This window comes from Hydrogenophaga electricum (assembly GCF_030160815.1).
In the GTDB taxonomy this organism is placed as follows: Bacteria; Pseudomonadota; Gammaproteobacteria; order Burkholderiales; family Burkholderiaceae_C; genus Hydrogenophaga; species Hydrogenophaga electricum.
In genome coordinates this window covers 97,430-114,437 of record NZ_BSPB01000011.1, presented here as the reverse complement: position 1 = coordinate 114,437, position 17,008 = coordinate 97,430, and the positions used below count along the sequence as shown (strand labels likewise).

Here is a 17,008-nt window from a genome sequence, read left to right as displayed (position 1 = left end):
ACGGGCGGCGGCGCGTCGCGCGCCGTGGCCAGCATCGACACGGCGCGCAGCACGTCGACCACGGCCCAGACGTTGGCGGCCAGGCTGTGCGCGCCCCAGAGAATGCCCACCCGCACCGGCAGCGAAGCGGCGGAGCGAGTCAGAGGCGGAGGGCGTGGGTGCGATGACGTCATGGTGAAGATGGCGATATTGCCACCACTGACGGCCAGATTGCCATCACCAGGACCCCGCACACGCCGGTAGCATGAAAAAGCACGCGCGTGCTGCCCAGCGGACGGAGCGCGCCGGCCCATTTCACCGAGGAGACAACCATGACCGCTACCCCGTCCCGATCTTCCCCCGGGGCCATTCCCCTGCCCGCCAGCGCCGCCGCGCTGGCCCTCGCCGCCCTGCTGGCCGGCTGCGCCAGCGGCCCCGGCATGCCCGGCGAGCGCAGCGTGACCGTGACCCGCACCACCTACGGCATTCCGCACGTCACCGCGCGCGACCCCGAGTCGCTCGCTTACGGTGTGGCCTATGCCTACGCGCAGGACAACGTCTGCATGACGGCCGACAGCCTGGTCACCGCGCGCGGTGAGCGCAGCGCCACCTTCGGCCCCAAGACCACCGGTCTGTTGGGCCGTCGCTACCTCCCCAACCAGCAGATCGACCTGTTCGTCGCCGCACACATGGACGACGCCGCGCTGGAAGGCGCCTGGGCGCAGACCAGCGCCGAAACACAGGCCCTGGCGCGCGGCTACGTGGCCGGCTACAACCGCTTCCTGGCCGACAACGCCGCCACCCTGCCCGAAGCCTGCCGCGGCAAGCCGTGGGTCCAGCCCATGACGCTGCCGCAGTACCGGCGCCTGGCCGAAGTGGTGGCGGTGCAGGCCGGCATTGCCGCGCTGGCCGACGGCATGCTGGGCGCGCAGCCGCCCCGGCCCGCCCCCAAGACCGCACAGGCACCGGCTGCCGCCGCGCCGGTGGACCTGGCCGACGCCGCCCAGGCCCTGCGCGACGTGGGCCTGCTGGATTCGCCGCTGGGCTCCAACGCCTGGGCCTTCGGCAAGGACGTCACCGCCAACGGCAGCGGCATGCTGCTGGGCAACCCGCACTTCCCCTGGAGCGGCCCCAACCGCTTCTACGAAATGCACCTGACCATTCCTGGCCAGATGGACGTGATGGGCGTGGGCATCGGCACCTACCCCATGGTGTCCATCGGCTTCAACAAAGACGTCGCCTGGTCGCACACCGTGTCGACCGGCAAGCGCTTCACGCTGTACGAGCTGACCCTGGTCGACGGCGACCCCACCAGCTACCTGGTGGACGGCCAGCCCGAAAAGATGAGCGCGCGCCAGGTCAGCCTGACGCTGCCCGGCGCCGACGGCAAGCCGCAGACCGTGCAGCACACCGTGTGGTCCAGCCGCTGGGGGCCGCTGGTCATCATCCCGCGCGCCGGCCTGACCTGGAACGCCAAGGCCGCCTACGCCCTGCGCGACGCCAACACCGGCAACACCCGCATGATGGACACCGCCCTGGCCTTCGCGCGCGCTCGCAGCGTGCAGGACCTGCACCGCGCGCAAAAGAACCTGGGCATGCCCTGGGTCAACACCCTGGCCGCCGACCGCCAGGGCACCGCGATGTACGCCGATGTGAGCGTGGTGCCCGACGTGGACGCCGCACAGCTGACCCGCTGCACGCCCAGCCAGGCTGCTGCCGCCCTGCGCGCAGCGGCCGGCCTGGTCGTGCTCAACGGCGCACGCGCCGACTGCGCCTGGCAGCAGGACCCGCGCTCGCCCGTGCCGGGGCTGATCCCCATCGAGCGCATGCCCGTGGCCTTCCGCAGCGACTGGGTGCACAACAGCAACGACAGCTTCTACTACACCCACCCGGGGCAGACCTTCGACGGCATCTCGCCCATGGTGGGTGATGCCAGCCTGAGCCGCCCGCGCACCCGCGCCGGTCTGACCGAGATCCCCGAGATGCTCGCCCGCGGCAAGGTAACGCCAACCGCCATCCAGAGCCAGCTGTTCCAGAACCGCAACTTCATGGCCTCGGTCATCGTGCCCGACCTGCTGCGCGCCTGCACCCAGGCGCCGACGCCCGAGTCGCGCGACGGCTGCGCCGCCCTCAAAGGCTGGGACCGCCACAACCACATCGAATCGCGCGGTGCCCACGTGTTCCGCGAGTTCTGGCGCACGGCGCGCAACATCCCCGGCGTCTACCGCGTGCCCTTTGACCCGCAACAACCCGTGGCCACCCCGGCCGGCCTGAACATGGCCGACGCGGCCACCGCCGCCAAGGTGTGGGCCGCGCTGGACGGCGCCGTCAAGGCCATCCGCGGCAGCGGCTTTGCGCTCGACGCCACCCTGGGCAGCGTGCAGAGCCCCGACATCACCGAAGAAGCCATCGCCCTGCACGGCGGCGAAGAGTTTGAAGGCGTGCTCAACAACCTGGGCCGCCAGGAACCGGCGCCCATCACGGCGCGTGGCCTGCGCATCGACTACGGCACCAGCTATGTGCAGACCGTGACCTTCGACAGCAACGGCCCGGTGGCCCAGGCCATCCTGACCTACGGCCAGTCGACCAACCCAGCTTCGCCACACGCCAACGACCAGTTGCGCGAATTCTCGGCCCGACGCTGGCACAGCCTACCCTTCCACCCGGCCGACATCGCCCGCCAGCGCGTGGGTGACACCCTGACCCTGGTGCGGCCATAACCCCGCGCCGACGCCGTCGCACCGCCGCTGCCACCCTGCAGCGCTGGGCGCGGCGCGCCTGGGCCGCGCCCAACACGCTCATCGGCCTGGCGTTCGGGCTGCTGCTCATGCCCGCAGGCGCGCGCCTGCGGCGCGTGGGCGGCGTGCTCGAAATCACTGCCCTGCGCCACCCGCCGCGGCACCGCTGGCCCTTCGCGGCCATCACCTTCGGCCACGTCGTCATCGCCACCCACGACCACGCCATGCGGCAACTGCGCGCCCACGAACGCGTGCACGTGCGCCAGTGCGAACGCTGGGGCCCGCTGTTCCTGCCCGCCTACCTGCTGGCCGGCGCCTGGCAATGGCTGCGCGGCCGCGAGGCCTACCGCGACAACCCGTTCGAGGTGGAAGCCCGGCGCCTGGGCGGGGGGTGAACACGGGCCCTGCGGGCGGGCCCAGCGCTCAATGCACGCGCCACGTGCTCACCACTCATGGCAGGGTCAACACGCTGACCACCACCCCGCCAGGCACCCAACGCCTCAGCGCCGGCTCTCGGCGATCACATCCCGCTGCCGGCCCAGCAACTGCATCAGCTCGGCGCTGCGCTCGGTGCCCATCTTGCGGATGACGTTGGCGCGGTGCACATCCACCGTCTTGGGGCTGATGTTCAGGCGGCGCGCGATTTCCTTGCTGGTCAGTCCGTCGACGAGCCCTTGCAGCACGTCGCGCTCGCGGGCGGACAGGTGCTCCAGGCGCTGGCGCACGTCTTTGTGCATGTCCTGGTCTTCGCGGCGTTCGCGGGCCAGTCGGATGGCTTTGCGCACGCTCGCGAGGAACGCGTCCGGGTTGAAGGGCTTCTGCACAAAATCGACCGCGCCGGCCTGGATGGCGTTGACCGCCGCGGGCACGTCGCCATGGGCGGTCAGGAACACCAGCGGGCACTCGATGCCGTCGGCAATCAGTTGCTGTTGAAGCTCCAGGCCGCTCATCTCGGGCATGCGCAGGTCCACCACGGCGCACGCGGTGCCGCTGAAGTCGTGCACGGCCTGCAGGAAGCCCGTGGCGGACGAGAACGCTCGCGACGGGATCTTCACCGACTCCAGCAGCCAGGTGAGCCCCGCGGTCACGCTGGCCTCGTCGTCAACTAGAAAAACCGTCACGGCATCAGAACCCGTGTTCACTGGTGGGACCTCCATTCGGGCAGCGTAAAACGAAAGACGGCGCCCGGGCTGCGCGAGCGCACCAGCTTGATCGAGCCCCCGTGTGCCTCCAAGATGGTGCGGCTGATCATCAGGCCCATGCCCAGGCCGCTGGGTTTGGAGGTGACGTACGGCTCGAAGATCTGCGCGGCCATGTCGCTGGCGACACCTGGCCCCTGATCGGACACGTCGACACACAGCATGCTACGGGCGCCCGGGTGCAGACGCAAGCCGATCACCCGCTGCGCGCGGGGGATCGCTTCCATCGCGTCCATGGCGTTCATGAGCAGGTTCACCAGCACCTGCTGGATCTCCACCGGATTGCACCGCGCCACCACCGCGCGGCCCGGCTCGAACCCCTCGACCACCACGTCGATGCGGGTGCCGCTGCTGCGCACCGGCAGCTCGAGCAGCGCGCGGGTCTGCTCGATCAGGCCGACCAGGTCGACGGGGTCGAACCCCACGGGCTGCCGGGTCACGAAGCCGCGCACGTTGCGGATGATCTGGCCGGCCTGCTCCAGGTGGTCCATGGCTTTGTGCAACGCGGCTTCGGCCTCCGGCCGCCGTGCCAGCTCGGGCGCCATGCGGTGCCGCAGGCCGCTCAGGTAGCTCTGGCAGGCGTTCAGGGGCTGGCCGAGTTCGTGGGCCAGTGCCGACGCCATCTGGCCCATCAGCGACAGCCGGGCGGCGTGGGCCAGCGCTTGCTGCTGCTCGTGTTCGCGCTCGCGCCGCCGCGCCTGCTCGGTGACGTCCGCGAAGGTGAACACCGTGCCCTGCCCGGCGCTGGTCAGCGGCGCCCCGATGACCGAGATCTCCCGCCGCTTGCCCGAGGGCGCGGCCCACGCGAACTCGAAGCGCTCGACATGCGGCGCCCGGATCGAGCGGTGCTGGGCCAGCAGGGCGAAGAGCGACAAGGTCTGGCCGTCGGGCTGCACCACGCGCGTGGGGTCGTGAAAGAGCTCGGCCACGCGGGCTTTGTTGGCGGCCCCCAGGTAGCTTTGCAGCGTGCGGTTGAACTCCGAGATGGCGCCTTCGGCATCGATCACCAACACCCCCAGCGGCATGTGGCGAAACAGCGTGCGGTACTTCTCGCGGCTGGCCACCGCGGTTTCCTGCAACTGCCGGCCGCGCTCGATCTCCGCCTTCAGCGCCTCGTTGGTGCGGCGCAGGTTGGTGGTGCGCCGCTCGACCGTCAGCTCCAGCCGCTGGTTCATGCGGCGCAATGCGTTTTCGGCTTCTTTCTTGTCGCTCAGGTCCTGCACCACCCAGACCGAGGGCGAGGCCGGCTCGCCCGGGTGGATGAAGCGGCCCGAGATCCGGCACCAGATCAACGAGCCGTCCTTGCAGGCCATGGCGCGCTCGTGGGTGACGAAGGCATCGGGCTGCGCGCGGGCCATCAGTTGCCCCACGTCTTCATAGTCTTCCACGGACGCGTAAAGGTGGCGCACCGCCATGCCCGCCATCTCCCCGGGCAGGTAGCCGAAGATTTCGGCCATGCGGGCATTGGCCCACATGAACTTGCGGTCCTGCATGTAGCCCACGCCCACGATGGTGTTCTCCAGCACCAGTTGCCAGGGGAACTCCAGCCCGGGCCGCCCGACCTCGTCAAGCGCCTCGCGGGCCATGTGGGGGGGAAGGGTCGGTGTCACAGGCGTCATGCACGGGCGATTACAGCGTTGTCCAGCGCGGTTTTCGCCGGGGATTCGACGGGGTTTTCCCTATGCTGCGCCGCACTACGGGTTCGCTTTAGGGGCTAGGTAATCCTTCCCGATGCCGCTTCGCGCGCAGCGCCCGAACATGCCAAGGCAGGCTCCACGACCGGTGGGCCGCATCGAAGAACCTCAAACAGGAGACAAGCATGTTCACTGTGGACATCGATACCGGCGGCACGATGACCGATGCCCTGGTGTCAGACGGAGCAACGCGCCACGCGTTCAAGGTCGACACCACGCCCCACGACTACACCCTGTCGTTCCTGGCGTGCCTGCAGGAAGCCGCCAAGGCCATGGACTACCCCAGCGTGGAGGCTTTCTTGCGCCAGGTGGATCTGATCCGCTGGTCGTCCACCATCACCACCAACGTGCTCGGCGAGCGCCGCGGCTCGAAGGTGGGGGTGATGGTGGCCCAGGGTCAGGAAGCCGCGCTCTACGGCAAGGGCCGCTCGACCATCGTGGGCGAGCTGGTGTCCGATGGCGCTGTGATCGGCCTGCCCGCCAACCCGAGCGCGGCCGACATCCTGGGCGGCGTCAAGCAACTGCTCGAAGCGGGTGTGCGCCGCATCTGCGTGTGCATGGAAAACGCGTTCCCGGACGACAGCGCCGAGCGCGCCATCAAGGCGGTGATCGAGGACCAGTACCCCGACCACATCATCGGCTCGGTGCCGGTGCTGCTGGGCAGCGAGATGGCGCCCTTGCGCCACGACCAGACCCGCGTGCATTACTCCGTGATGAACGCCTACACGCACGCCCAACTGGCCACCTCGCTGTTCAAGGCCGAGGACCTGCTGCGCGACGAACACGGCTGGCACGGTGCCCTGCTGATCGGGAACACCAATGGCGGCGTGGCCCGCATCGGCAAGACCAAGGCGGTGGACACGATCGAATCGGGGCCGGTGTTCGGCACCTTCGGCGGCGCCTACATGGCGGGGCTTTACGGCGTGAGCAACGCGGTGTGCTTCGACGTGGGCGGCACCACCACGAAGGCCTCGATCGTGCGCGACGGCGCGCCGGTGTACCAGCGCGGTGGCGAGCTGATGGAGATCCCCGTGCAGACGTCGTTCGCGATGCTGCGCTCCGCCGTGGTGGGCGGTGGCTCGATCGCCCGCGTCCAGCAAGGCACCGTGACGCTCGGCCCTGAAAGCATGGGCGCGGCCCCCGGCCCGGCCTGCTACGGCCTCGGCGGCGAACAGGCCACGCTGACCGATGCCCTGCTGGTGCTGGGCTACCTGGACCCCAGCAACTTCCTGGGCGGGCGCCGCACCCTGAAGCTGGAGCTGGCCAAGGCCGCCATTGAGCGCCACATCGCCCAGCCGCTCGGGGTCACGGTGGACGTGGCCGCGCTGTCGATCCGCGACGAGGCCGTGGCCATGATGGCGGAGCTGGTGTCGAACACGCTCAAGGAAGGCGGGATGCAAGCCCAGGGCTGCGCGCTGTTCTCGTTCGGTGGCAACGGCCCGATGTTCGCCGCGTTCGTGGCGGAGAAGCTGGGCATGGCCCCGGCCTATGCCTTCAACCTGGGCCCGGTGTTCAGCGCCTTCGGCTCGGCCATCTCCGACGTGGTGCACAGCTACGAGCGCGGGATCGACCAGCCCTGGGACAGCGCCAGCGCCCAGGCGCTGCTGCCCCTGGTCAGCACCCTGAACACCCAGGCCGACCGCGACCTGCGCGGCGAGGGCTTCGACCCGACCCAAGCCCGGTTCACCTGGGAGATCGACTTTGGCTCGACCGAAGCCGACGTGTCGACGGTGCGCGCCGAGACCGGTGCCGTCAGCGACACCGAGGCCATGGCCGCGCTGCAGGCCGCGGTGGCACAAGCCGCGCAGGCCGGCAACGGCATGCTGGCGCTGCGCCTGTCGACGCGGTTTGTGGTCGGCGCACACGGCATGAGCAAACGCACCGAGCAGGTGCCCGCGCAGCCGGTCGAGCAGCGCGACGCCCGGTTCTCGGCCGCTGCACGCCAGCCGGTGCCGGTGCACCGCTGGGAGGGCCTGAACGTCGGCGATGCGATCGACGGCCCGGCCCTCGTCAACGGCGCGACGCTGACCTGCCCGGTGCCCGCCGGCTGGCGTCTGGTGGTGGACGACTACGGCAACGCGCGCCTGCAACCCCACTGAGCCTGGACCTTCCCCCCGAAACGAACACAGGAGACAACGTCATGCACGAACGAATCCGTTTCACCGAGTACCTGGATCTCGACATGAACGACGAGCAGTGGCACTGCCACGACTGCGGCACCGCGCTCATCGGCGCGCGGGAGAACTACAAGCGCGGCTGCCTCGTGGCCGAGCGCATGCCCGAAGAAATTCACAACCCGGTGATCGAAGGCGAATACACCTTCGCGCCCGACAAGGACTGGGTGCGCATCCTCGAGTTCTACTGCCCCGAATGCGCCCGGCAGATCGAGACGGAATACCTGCCGCCCGGACACCCGATCACGCACGACATCGAGCTCGACGTCGACAGCCTCAAGGCCCGTCTGGCCAAGGGTGAGCTGGTGATTCGGGATGGCAAGCTGATCAAGGCCGTGGAGGTGACCCAATGAGCACGCAGACCGACAAGGACTTCATCAACTCCGTCGACATCGATGTGGGCGGCACCTTCACCGATCTGGTGCTCACGCTGGACGGCGAGCGCCACATCGCCAAGTGCCCCACCACGCCGCACGACCTGTCCATCGGCTTCCTCAACGCCATCGAAGCCGGTGGCGACAAGGTCGGGCTGACCGTGGAGGAGCTGCTGCCCAAGATCGACATCATCCGCTACAGCACCACGGTGGCCCTGAACCGCCTGCTGCAGCGCCAGGGGCCGCGCATCGGCCTGCTGACCACCGAAGGCCACGAGGACGCGATCCTGATCGGCCGCGGCGCGCAGTGGACCGACGGGCAGCGCGTGGCCGAGCGCCGCAACATCGCGGTGCAGAACAAACCCCACCCGCTGATCGACCGCTCGCTCATCCTGGGCGTGCGGGAGCGGGTGGACTCCGCCGGCCAGGTGGTGCGCCCGCTGGACGAAGAGGACGTGCGCCGCAAGCTGCGCAGCCTCATGGACCGGGGCGCCCGGGCCATCGTGGTCTCCCTGCTCTGGAGCTTCATGAACCCCGTGCACGAGCGGCGGGTGCGCGAGATCATCCGCGAGGAGTACAAGGAATACCACATCGGCTTCGTGCCGGTGGTGCTGTCCTCGAGCGTGGTCAGCAAGATCGGCGAGTACGAGCGCACCATGACGGCCGTGCTCGACGCCTACCTGCAGCGCTCGATGCAAAACGACATCGGCGCGACCTGGGACAAGCTGCGCGACAAGGGCTACCGCGGCGCGTTCCTGATGATCCACAACTCCGGCGGATCGGCCGACATCTTCAAGACGCCGGCCAGCCGCACCTTCAACGGCGGCCCGGTGGCCGGCCTGATGGGGTCGGCCTACTTTGCCAACAAGCTCGGCTTCAAGAACGTGATCGCCGGCGACGTGGGCGGCACCAGTTTTGACGTCGCGCTGGTGGTCGAGAGCAGCGTGCGCAACTACACCTTCCGCCCGGTCATCGACAAATGGATGGTCAACGTCACCATGATGCAGACCATCTCGGTGGGCGCCGGCGGGGGCTCCATCGCCAGCGTGGAGGGCGGGCGCCTGAGCGTGGGCCCACGCAGCGCGGGCTCGATGCCCGGGCCGGTCTGCTACGACCTCGGCGGCACCGAGCCGACCGTGACGGACGCGGACGTGGTGCTCGGCTACATCAACCCCGACTCCTACTACGGCGGCCGCATGCCGCTGAGCAAGAGCAAGGCCGAGAAGGCCATCCGCGAGAAGGTGGCCCAGCCCCTGGGCATCGAGACCATCGAAGCGGCGGCCCTGATCCGCCGGGTGGTGGACGAGAACATGGCCGGCGCCATCAAGCGCGAGGTGCACATGCGCGGCTACCACCCCGAGGACTTCGTGCTGTTCGCCTTCGGCGGCGCCGGCCCCACCCACATGAGCGGTCTGCGCGGCGACGTGCCCAAGGCCGTGATGTTCCCGGCCGCCCCCGTGTTCTGCGCCATGGGCAGCTCCATCATGGACATCGTCCACATGTACGAGCAAAGCCGCCGCATGGTCTTCATGGAGCCGCTGAGCGAACGCCTGGTGGTCGATCCGCAAGCGTTCAACAGCACGGTCGAAGCGCTGATCGAAAAGGCCCAGGCCGACCTCGTGGCCGAAGGGTTGGACGTCGCCGACGCCCAGTACACGCTGGAGCTGGACATGCTCTACGGCGGGCAGGTCAACCTCAAGCGCGCGTCCTCGCCCCGGTTGCGCATCGACGGCCCAGAGGATGCCCAGGCGATCTACGATGCCTTCGAGCGCGAATTCAGCGAGTCGTTCTCGCCCCTGGTGGTGAACAAGCCGGGCGGCGTGTTCCTGGACAACTTCGTGCTGCGCGTGACGGTGCCCACCTGGAAGCCCGAAGTGCCCGAGTTCCCGCTGCAGGGTGCCGACCCGGCCGCGGCCCAGATCGGCGAGCGCCGCGCCTACTGGCCCGAAACCAGCGCCTGGGCCGACACGCCGGTCTACCAGTTCGAGCAACTGCAGCCCGGCAACCGCGTGGTCGGTCCGGCCGTGATCGAAGCCGAGCTGACCACCATCGTGGTGCCGCCCGGACAACGTTTCGACATCGACAAACACGGGTTGGGCATCCTCGAAGCGATCAACCCGCCGCCTCCGCGCAAGCGCGTGACCTCCCAAGTCGCCGTCGCGGCCTGAGCCCCCCAACAAGGAGACATGACCATGGCCATCCCTACCCTTGAGCAAAAGCTCGAATGGCTCAAGCCCTCGCCCCCTTCGCAGCGCGAGCTCGACCTGGCTGCGCAGATCGACCCCGCCACCTTTGAGATCGGCTTCCAACGCACCAACGACATCCTCGACGAAGGCATGGACGTGTTCGTGCGCTCGTGCCGCTGCGCCATGGGCGTGGCCGGTGACTCGCTGATCGGCATCATGACGGCCGAAGGCGACCTGGTGAACGGCAGCTGCGGCACCTATCTGCACGCGGTGATCCCGCCGCTGATCATCAAGTACATCCTCGCCACCTACGGCAACGAGCTCAAGGACGGCGACCTCTGGTTCGCCAACGACGCCGTGTACGGCGGGGTGCACAACCCCGACCAGATGGTGTGCATGCCGGTGTTCTACGAAGGCAAGCTCGTGGCCTGGACCGCCGCGCTGGTGCACACCACCGAGACCGGCGCCATCGAGCCCGGGGGCATGCCCGTGTCCGCGACCTCCCGCTTCGAAGAGGGCATGAACATTCCGCCGATGCGCATCGGCCGGAACTTCCAGCTCGACGAGGACGTGGTGTCCATGTTCGTGGCCTTCGGCATCCGGGCGCCCTCGATGATCGCGGTCGACCTCAAGGCGCGCTGCACCACGGCCGACCGCGTGCGCACCCGCCTGATCGAGCTGTGCGACCGCGAAGGCCCCGACTACCTCACCGGCCTGTTCCGCAAGATGCTGCAAGAGGCCGAGGCGGGCGCGCGCGACCTGATCGACCAGTGGCCCGACGGCAAATACCGTTGCGTCACCTTCAGCGATGCCGTGGGCCTCAAGCAAGGTCTGGTCAAGAGCTGCTCCATGACCATCGAGAAAAAGGGCGACCGCATGCTGGTCGACCTCTCGGCCACGGGCCCCGAGACGCCGTCGCCGTACAACGCGCACCCGCAGGCGGCCATCGCGCACTTCTCGAACTACATCTACGAGTACCTGTTCCACGCGCTGCCCATCAGCAACGGCACCTTCGCCCCCATCGACTTCAAGTTCGGCACGCGCACCTGCCTCTCGCCCGACCCGCTGGCGGCCACCTCGTGCTCGGTGATGATCTCCTCCGGAGTGATGAGCGCGGTGCACAACAGCTGCGCCAAAGCCATGTTCTCCACCGGCCTGTGGAAACAAAGCGGCGCCTCCATGGGCAACGGCGGCAACGCGCTGGTGCTCGCGGGTCTGAACCAGTGGGGCGCACCCTTTGCCGACATGCTGGCCTACAGCATCAACACCGAGGGCCAGGGCGCCCGCCCCACCGAGGACGGCATGGACGCCTTCGGCTTCCCCTGGTGCGTGTTCGGCCGCGCGCCCAACACCGAGCAGGTGGAAAACGAATTCCCGCTGCTGGTGCCCCTGTCCAACCACTGGAAGGACAGCTGCGGCCACGGCAAGTACCGCGGGGGCGTGGGCACGGTGCAGATGTGGGTGGCCCACCACGTGCCCGCCGTCTACATGATGGCCATTGCCGACAACACCAAGCTGCAAACGCCCCAGCCGCTGTTCGGCGGCTACGCGCCCTGCACGGTGCCGGGCATCGGCATCCGCAACGCCAACGTCAAGACCCTCATGACCAAAGGCAGCGAGGCGCTCAACCTGGACGTGCAGGACCTGCTCACCGAGCGGCCCATCGCCGGCGACTACGAAATCGAGTTCCAGGGCCGCTCGGTGCGCCCCTACAACAACGGTGACGTGGCCACCTTCGCCTTCAGCTGCGGCGGCACGGGCTACGGCGACCCGCTGGACCGCGACCCCTCTGCGGTGGAGCAGGACATCATCAAAGGCGTGATCTCGCCCAAGGCCGCCGAGTTCGTCTACCAGGTGGCCTGGAACGAAGCGCAGCGCCGGGTGGACACCGAGCGCACCGCGGCCCTGCGTCAGCAGGCGCTGGCCGCGCGCAAGGCCCGGGGCCGCCGCTACGACGAGTTCGAGGCCGAGTGGCTCCAGCAAAAGCCGCGCGACGAGATCCTCACCTACTACGGCAGCTGGCCCGACGCCCGCGAGATCACGCCGCTGCTGCGTGCCTGAGCCCGGGAGACCAACATGTGGCGGCAACGCATGCAGGATCTCTCACGGGGTGTGGGTCGGCCCCACCCCCCCTTGCTCGCGCCCCTGCTGTTTGGCGTGGCCGCGCAGATCGAGGCCATCGACCCGGAGCTGATGGCGCGCGACGGCACCCGGCTGCGCAAAAACGTGGCCGAGCTGCGGCGCATGCTGGGCACGGACGCCGTGTTCTGCAGCGCGCCGCACGGCTCGCTGGCCACCGCGCTGGGGGCGCCCGACAGCGGCGACTGCGCGGACCGGCTGGCCGCCGATGCGCGCGTCCAGGCCTCCCTGGAGGCGGTGCGCCAATGGCAGGCCGACGCCAGCGAACCGGTGGTCATCGCGGCCTTCCAGGGCCCGTCCACCCTGGCCGCCGCGCTGCGCCAGGCGCAGCCCGGGCTGGACGCCGAAGCGCTGTACGAGCACCTGGGCCGCGGCCTGGCCGTGCTGGTGCGCCTGTTTGCCGAAACCGGGGTGCACGGCGTGCAGTTCCACGAGGCGGCCGCGCCGCCCCCGGGCGAGGTCGACTGCTGGAAAGACGCGCTGGGCACGGCCGGCAACGTGGCGCGCTTTCACCGGGTGGCGCCGGTGCTGGTGGTGCAGGACCCCGGCTTCAAAAGCTGGCCGGCCCAGATGGTGGCCTGCCCCGGCGCCACGCAGCGCAGCGCCGCGCTGATGCGGCCGCACGGGCAGGCCCTCAGCGGCGACCCGCAGCACTGGCCCGAGGCCCTGGCCACCGGCCCGCTTGAAAAGCTGGTGACCACCACCGAAGAAGTGCCCCCGGCGCACGAGCTGCCCGGGTTGGTGCAACGCCTGGCTCGACTGAAAGGCGCCTGACATGGTGCGGGACACGCCCTCTTACTGGAACGCCGAGCTCGAGACCCTGGCCTGGGCCGAGGTCGAGCGCTGGCAGGCGCAGCAGATCGCCCGGGCCCTGCCCGCGATCCGCGCGCGCTCCGGCCTGTACCGCGAGCTGCTCGGGGCGGCCCCGGCCGACCCCGCTCTGAGCGACCTCAGCGGCCTGCAGGCCCTGCCCTTCACCCTCAAAGAGCACGTGCGCGCAGCGCAGGACCGCGCCAGCGACGAGCAACCCCTGGGCGACAACCAAGCCGTGCCGCTGGTGGACATCGTGCAGACCCTGAGCTCCAGCGGGACCACCGGCAAGCCGCTGTACTACGGTCTCACGCGCCACGACAGTGACATGTTCGCCGACGCGATCGCCAACACCTGGTACACGGCCGGTCTGCGCCCGCACGACGTGGTGGCCCACCTGGTGGCACTGCCGATGGTGGCCGGCGGCCTGCCCTACGCCGACGGCTTCCGGCGCATCGGTGCCACGCTCGCCTGGCTGGGCGGCTTCCCCACCGACCGGATTCTGCGAGAGATGCGGCGCCTGCGCTGCACCGCGCTGCTGGCGACCACCTCGTTCGGGCTCTACCTGGCCGAGCAATGGGCATCGGTGGGGCAGGAAACCGGGGTGCCGTCGCGCCTGGCCAAGGTGCTGTGCGGCGGCGAGCCCGGGCTCAACCAGCCCACCATCCGCGAGCGCATCACCCAGGGCCTGGGCATCGGCCACCTGCGCGAAGTCATGGGGCTGGGCGACGTGATTCCGGCCATGTGGGGCGAGTGCGAAGCGCACGAGGGCATGCACTTCAACGCGCAAAAGCACGTGGCCATCGAGTTGATCGACCCCGCCACCGGCGACGTGCTGCCGTGGGCGGCGGGCGCGACCGGCGAAATCGTCTACACGGCGTTCAACCGCGAGGCCACGCCCATGGTCCGCTACCGCTCGCGCGACCATGCGCTGGTGGTCGGCGTGGACTGCGCTTGCGGCCGCACCTCGCCGCGCATCCGCTGCATCGGCCGCACCGACGACATGCTCATCTACAAAGGCATGAACGTGTTTCCCACCGCCATCCGCGATCTGGTGACGGCGCGTTTTGCCGCCGACGTGGAGCCCATGCTGCGCATCTGGAAAGAAAGCGCCGACCAGGTCCGCTTCGACGACCCCATCGCCATCGACGTCGAGGCCTCGCCCAGCGTGGCCGCGGCGCAGTACGCGGGCCTGGGGCAGGCCATCGAGTCGGAAATCCGCAACCAGATGCAGGTGCGCGTGCGGGTCACCGTGACGCCCCCGGGCTCGCTGCCCAAGAGCGCCTACAAAAACTCGCTGCTGGCGGTGCGCAGCGCGCCGCCCGCCCGCTGAACCGGTCACAGGAGCGCGCCATGCTGTTCAGAAACGCGGCCATCCCCGTGCGGCACTGCTGGTCCTCGCCCTTCGTGCGCTGGCAAGGCGCGTTGGCGGACGTGTCCAGCCTGGACCTGGCGGCGGGCGTCACCGCGGCCGCCCTCGCCCAGCGCGAGGTCGCGGCCGAGGCCATCGACGGCCTGGTGCTGGGCCTGACGATTCCCCAGCCGCAAAGCTTCTACGGCCCGCCCTGGCTGGCCGCGCGCCTGGGCCTCGGGCATCTGGGTGGCACGCAGATCGCGCAGGCCTGCGCCACCTCCGTGGCCTGCCTGGCGGTGGCGGCCCAGCAGGTGGAGCTGGGCGGGGGCGGCACCCAACTGGTGGTCGCCACCGACCGCACCAGCAACGCCCCGCTGCTGGTCTACCCGCGCAGCCAGTCCATGGGCGGCAGCCCGGCGCTCGAACACTGGGTGCTCGACAACTTCGCCGCCGATCCGAACACCGGGCAGTCCATGCTCATCACCGCCGAGAACGTGGCCGCCGACGGCGGCATGAGCCGGGCGGAGCTGGACGACCTCACCCTGCTGCGCTGGTCGCAATACCAGGCGGCACTGGCCAACGACCGCGCCATCCAGCGGCGCTACCTGCAACCGGTGCGCCTGCCGCAGCGCCAAGGCCGCACGCTGGCGATCGACGCCGACGAAGGCGTGCACCCCTACACCCACGAGGGGCTGGCGGGGCTGCACCCGGTGCAGGCGCGCGGCGTGGTCACGCCCGGCACCCAGACCCATCCGGCCGATGGCTGCGCTGGCGCCCTGGTCACCACGGTGGAGCACGCGCTCGCCCTGACCGGGCAGGGCGGCGCGGTGGCGCGCCTGCTGTCGGTGGCGCACACCCGGACCGAGCGCGCCCGCATGCCCAAGGCCGCCACCACCGCGGCCCAGCAGGCACTGGCCGAAGCCGGGATCGCGCTGAGCGAGGTCAAATACGTGGTCACGCACAACCCCTTTGCGGTCAACGATACCTGGTTTGCGCGCCAGACCGGTTTCCCCCTGGAGCGCATGAACCCTTACGGGTGCAGCCTGATCTACGGCCACCCGCAAGGCCCCACGGGGCTGCGCGGGGTCACCGAACTCATTCACGCGCTGCACGACGCCGGCGGCGGCATCGGGATGTTCACCGGCTGCGCCGCCGGCGACACCGGTGCCGCCCTGGTCATCCAAGTAGACGAAGGACTTCCCGCATGGCTGTACGACTGACCACCCCCGTCACCATCGTCACAGGCTCGCTGGGCAGCGGCAAAACGACCCTGGTCAACCGCTTCCTGCGCGAACCCCACGGCGCCCGCATCGCGGTGATCGAAAACGAACTGGGCGCGGTGGGCGTGGATGCCGAGTTTCTCAGCCAGACCGGCGAAGAGACCATCATCCAGCTCGAAAACGGCTGCCTGTGCTGCAACGTCCGGGGCGACCTGGCCAACGCGCTGCAGGAGCTGGTGCAGCGGGCCCAGGCGCGCGGGCTGAACTTCGACCGGGTGCTGATCGAAACCACCGGCCTGGCCGACCCCGGGCCCGTGATCCAGACCTTCCTGGCCGAAACCGCCATCGAGGCCTGGTACCACCTCGACGGGGTGGTCACCGTGGTCGATGCGGCGCACGCCACCCAGCAGACCGAGCGCACCGAGTTCCAGCACCAACTCGGTTATGCCGACCGCATCGTGGTCAGCAAAACCGATCTGCTGGCGCCCGACGCGCTGGCCGAGGTGCGGGCGCTGCTGGCGGGCATCAACCCGCGCGCGCCCGTGCTCGAGGCGGATCTGAACACCGTGCCGGTGCGCCAGTTGGTGGACCACGTGTTCGACACCCGGGGCTTTGCCAACGACTACGTGCCGGCGGAGGAACTGCGGCAGGCGCTCACGCACCTGCGCCCCTTGACGGAGGGCGACGGCAAGTGGCGCCCCGTGGGCGCCGGCCGGCACACGGCGGACGTGCGCGCCTGCGTCTACGTGAGCGACGCGCCGCTCGAGCTTGACCTGCTCAACGCCGCCATCGATGCGCTGGTGGGGCACTACGGCCCGCGCCTGTGGCGCTGCAAAGGCATCGTGCACGCGCTGAACCACCGCAGCCGCCTGGTCGTTCAGGGGGTGCAGGGGCTGGTGCAGATCAACGGCGGCATGATGTGGCGCCCATTCGAGGCGCGCCGCACCGTGCTGGTGTTCATTGGGCAAGGGCTGGAGACGGTGCACATTCAGCGCACCCTGGGCCTGTGCGAAGTGCCCGGCGAGCGCGCCGGCAGCGCCCAGAAGGCCGTGGCCTAACGCCCCCCACACCGCGCCCGCCCCACAGCGCCGGCGCCCCCGCTCCCGGCGGCCCCACCGCCCGGCCTCGCGGCGGTCGTGCC

12 protein-coding genes are annotated in these 17,008 nt (G+C 69.7%); 10 read left to right on the top strand and 2 right to left on the bottom strand.

Annotated elements, in window-relative coordinates; all coding sequences use genetic code 11:
- Positions 1-311: 311 nt before the first annotated feature.
- Positions 312-2,699, top strand: a complete 2,388-nt coding sequence (locus tag QQK43_RS09465; RefSeq protein ID WP_284307563.1) for a penicillin acylase family protein — start codon at positions 312-314, stop codon at positions 2,697-2,699.
- A gap of 107 nt (positions 2,700-2,806) precedes the next feature.
- Positions 2,807-3,112, top strand: coding sequence for a hypothetical protein (locus tag QQK43_RS09460; protein ID WP_284307561.1), 306 nt, complete (start codon positions 2,807-2,809; stop codon positions 3,110-3,112).
- Positions 3,113-3,217: 105 nt separating this feature from the next.
- Here QQK43_RS09460 and QQK43_RS09455 read toward each other — a convergent pair whose 3' ends face one another.
- Together QQK43_RS09455 and QQK43_RS09450 are read right to left on the bottom strand one after the other, a co-directional pair.
- Entirely contained in the window at positions 3,218-3,859 is a 642-nt protein-coding gene (locus QQK43_RS09455) for a response regulator transcription factor (protein WP_284307560.1), read from the bottom strand.
- On the bottom strand, positions 3,856-5,535 hold the full coding sequence (locus QQK43_RS09450) for a PAS domain-containing sensor histidine kinase (protein ID WP_284307559.1): 1,680 nt from the start codon (positions 5,533-5,535) through the stop codon (positions 3,856-3,858). Before QQK43_RS09450 ends, QQK43_RS09455 begins: the two co-directional genes overlap by 4 nt.
- A 200-nt stretch (positions 5,536-5,735) precedes the next feature.
- On the opposite strand from QQK43_RS09450, the gene QQK43_RS09445 reads away from it, so the two are divergent.
- The 8 genes from QQK43_RS09445 to QQK43_RS09410 all read left to right on the top strand — a co-directional run bounded on the left by QQK43_RS09445 (position 5,736) and on the right by QQK43_RS09410 (position 16,925).
- Positions 5,736-7,709 carry a hydantoinase/oxoprolinase family protein gene (locus QQK43_RS09445; RefSeq protein ID WP_284307558.1) on the top strand — a complete coding sequence of 658 codons (1,974 nt, stop codon included), beginning with the start codon at positions 5,736-5,738 and terminating at the stop codon, positions 7,707-7,709.
- Between the two features lie 41 nt (positions 7,710-7,750).
- Complete coding sequence (gene apcB / locus QQK43_RS09440) at positions 7,751-8,137, top strand: acetophenone carboxylase subunit beta (RefSeq protein ID WP_284307557.1); 387 nt, start codon at positions 7,751-7,753, stop codon at positions 8,135-8,137.
- On the top strand, positions 8,134-10,326 hold the full coding sequence (locus QQK43_RS09435) for a hydantoinase/oxoprolinase family protein (RefSeq protein ID WP_284307556.1): 2,193 nt from the start codon (positions 8,134-8,136) through the stop codon (positions 10,324-10,326). The genes apcB and QQK43_RS09435 overlap by 4 nt, the downstream gene beginning before the upstream one ends.
- A gap of 24 nt (positions 10,327-10,350) precedes the next feature.
- Positions 10,351-12,405, top strand: a complete 2,055-nt coding sequence (locus tag QQK43_RS09430) for a hydantoinase B/oxoprolinase family protein (protein WP_284307555.1) — start codon at positions 10,351-10,353, stop codon at positions 12,403-12,405.
- A 72-nt stretch (positions 12,406-12,477) separates the two neighbouring features.
- Positions 12,478-13,257, top strand: a complete 780-nt coding sequence (locus tag QQK43_RS09425) for a hypothetical protein (RefSeq protein WP_284307554.1) — start codon at positions 12,478-12,480, stop codon at positions 13,255-13,257.
- A gap of 1 nt (position 13,258) precedes the next feature.
- Entirely contained in the window at positions 13,259-14,626 is a 1,368-nt protein-coding gene (locus tag QQK43_RS09420) for a phenylacetate--CoA ligase family protein (RefSeq protein ID WP_284307553.1), read from the top strand.
- Positions 14,627-14,646: 20 nt separating this feature from the next.
- Positions 14,647-15,867, top strand: a complete 1,221-nt coding sequence (locus QQK43_RS09415) for a thiolase family protein (RefSeq protein ID WP_284307552.1) — start codon at positions 14,647-14,649, stop codon at positions 15,865-15,867.
- Positions 15,852-16,925 carry a CobW family GTP-binding protein gene (locus tag QQK43_RS09410; protein ID WP_284307551.1) on the top strand — a complete coding sequence of 358 codons (1,074 nt, stop codon included), beginning with the start codon at positions 15,852-15,854 and terminating at the stop codon, positions 16,923-16,925. The genes QQK43_RS09415 and QQK43_RS09410 overlap by 16 nt, the downstream gene beginning before the upstream one ends.
- Positions 16,926-17,008 lie beyond the last annotated feature (83 nt).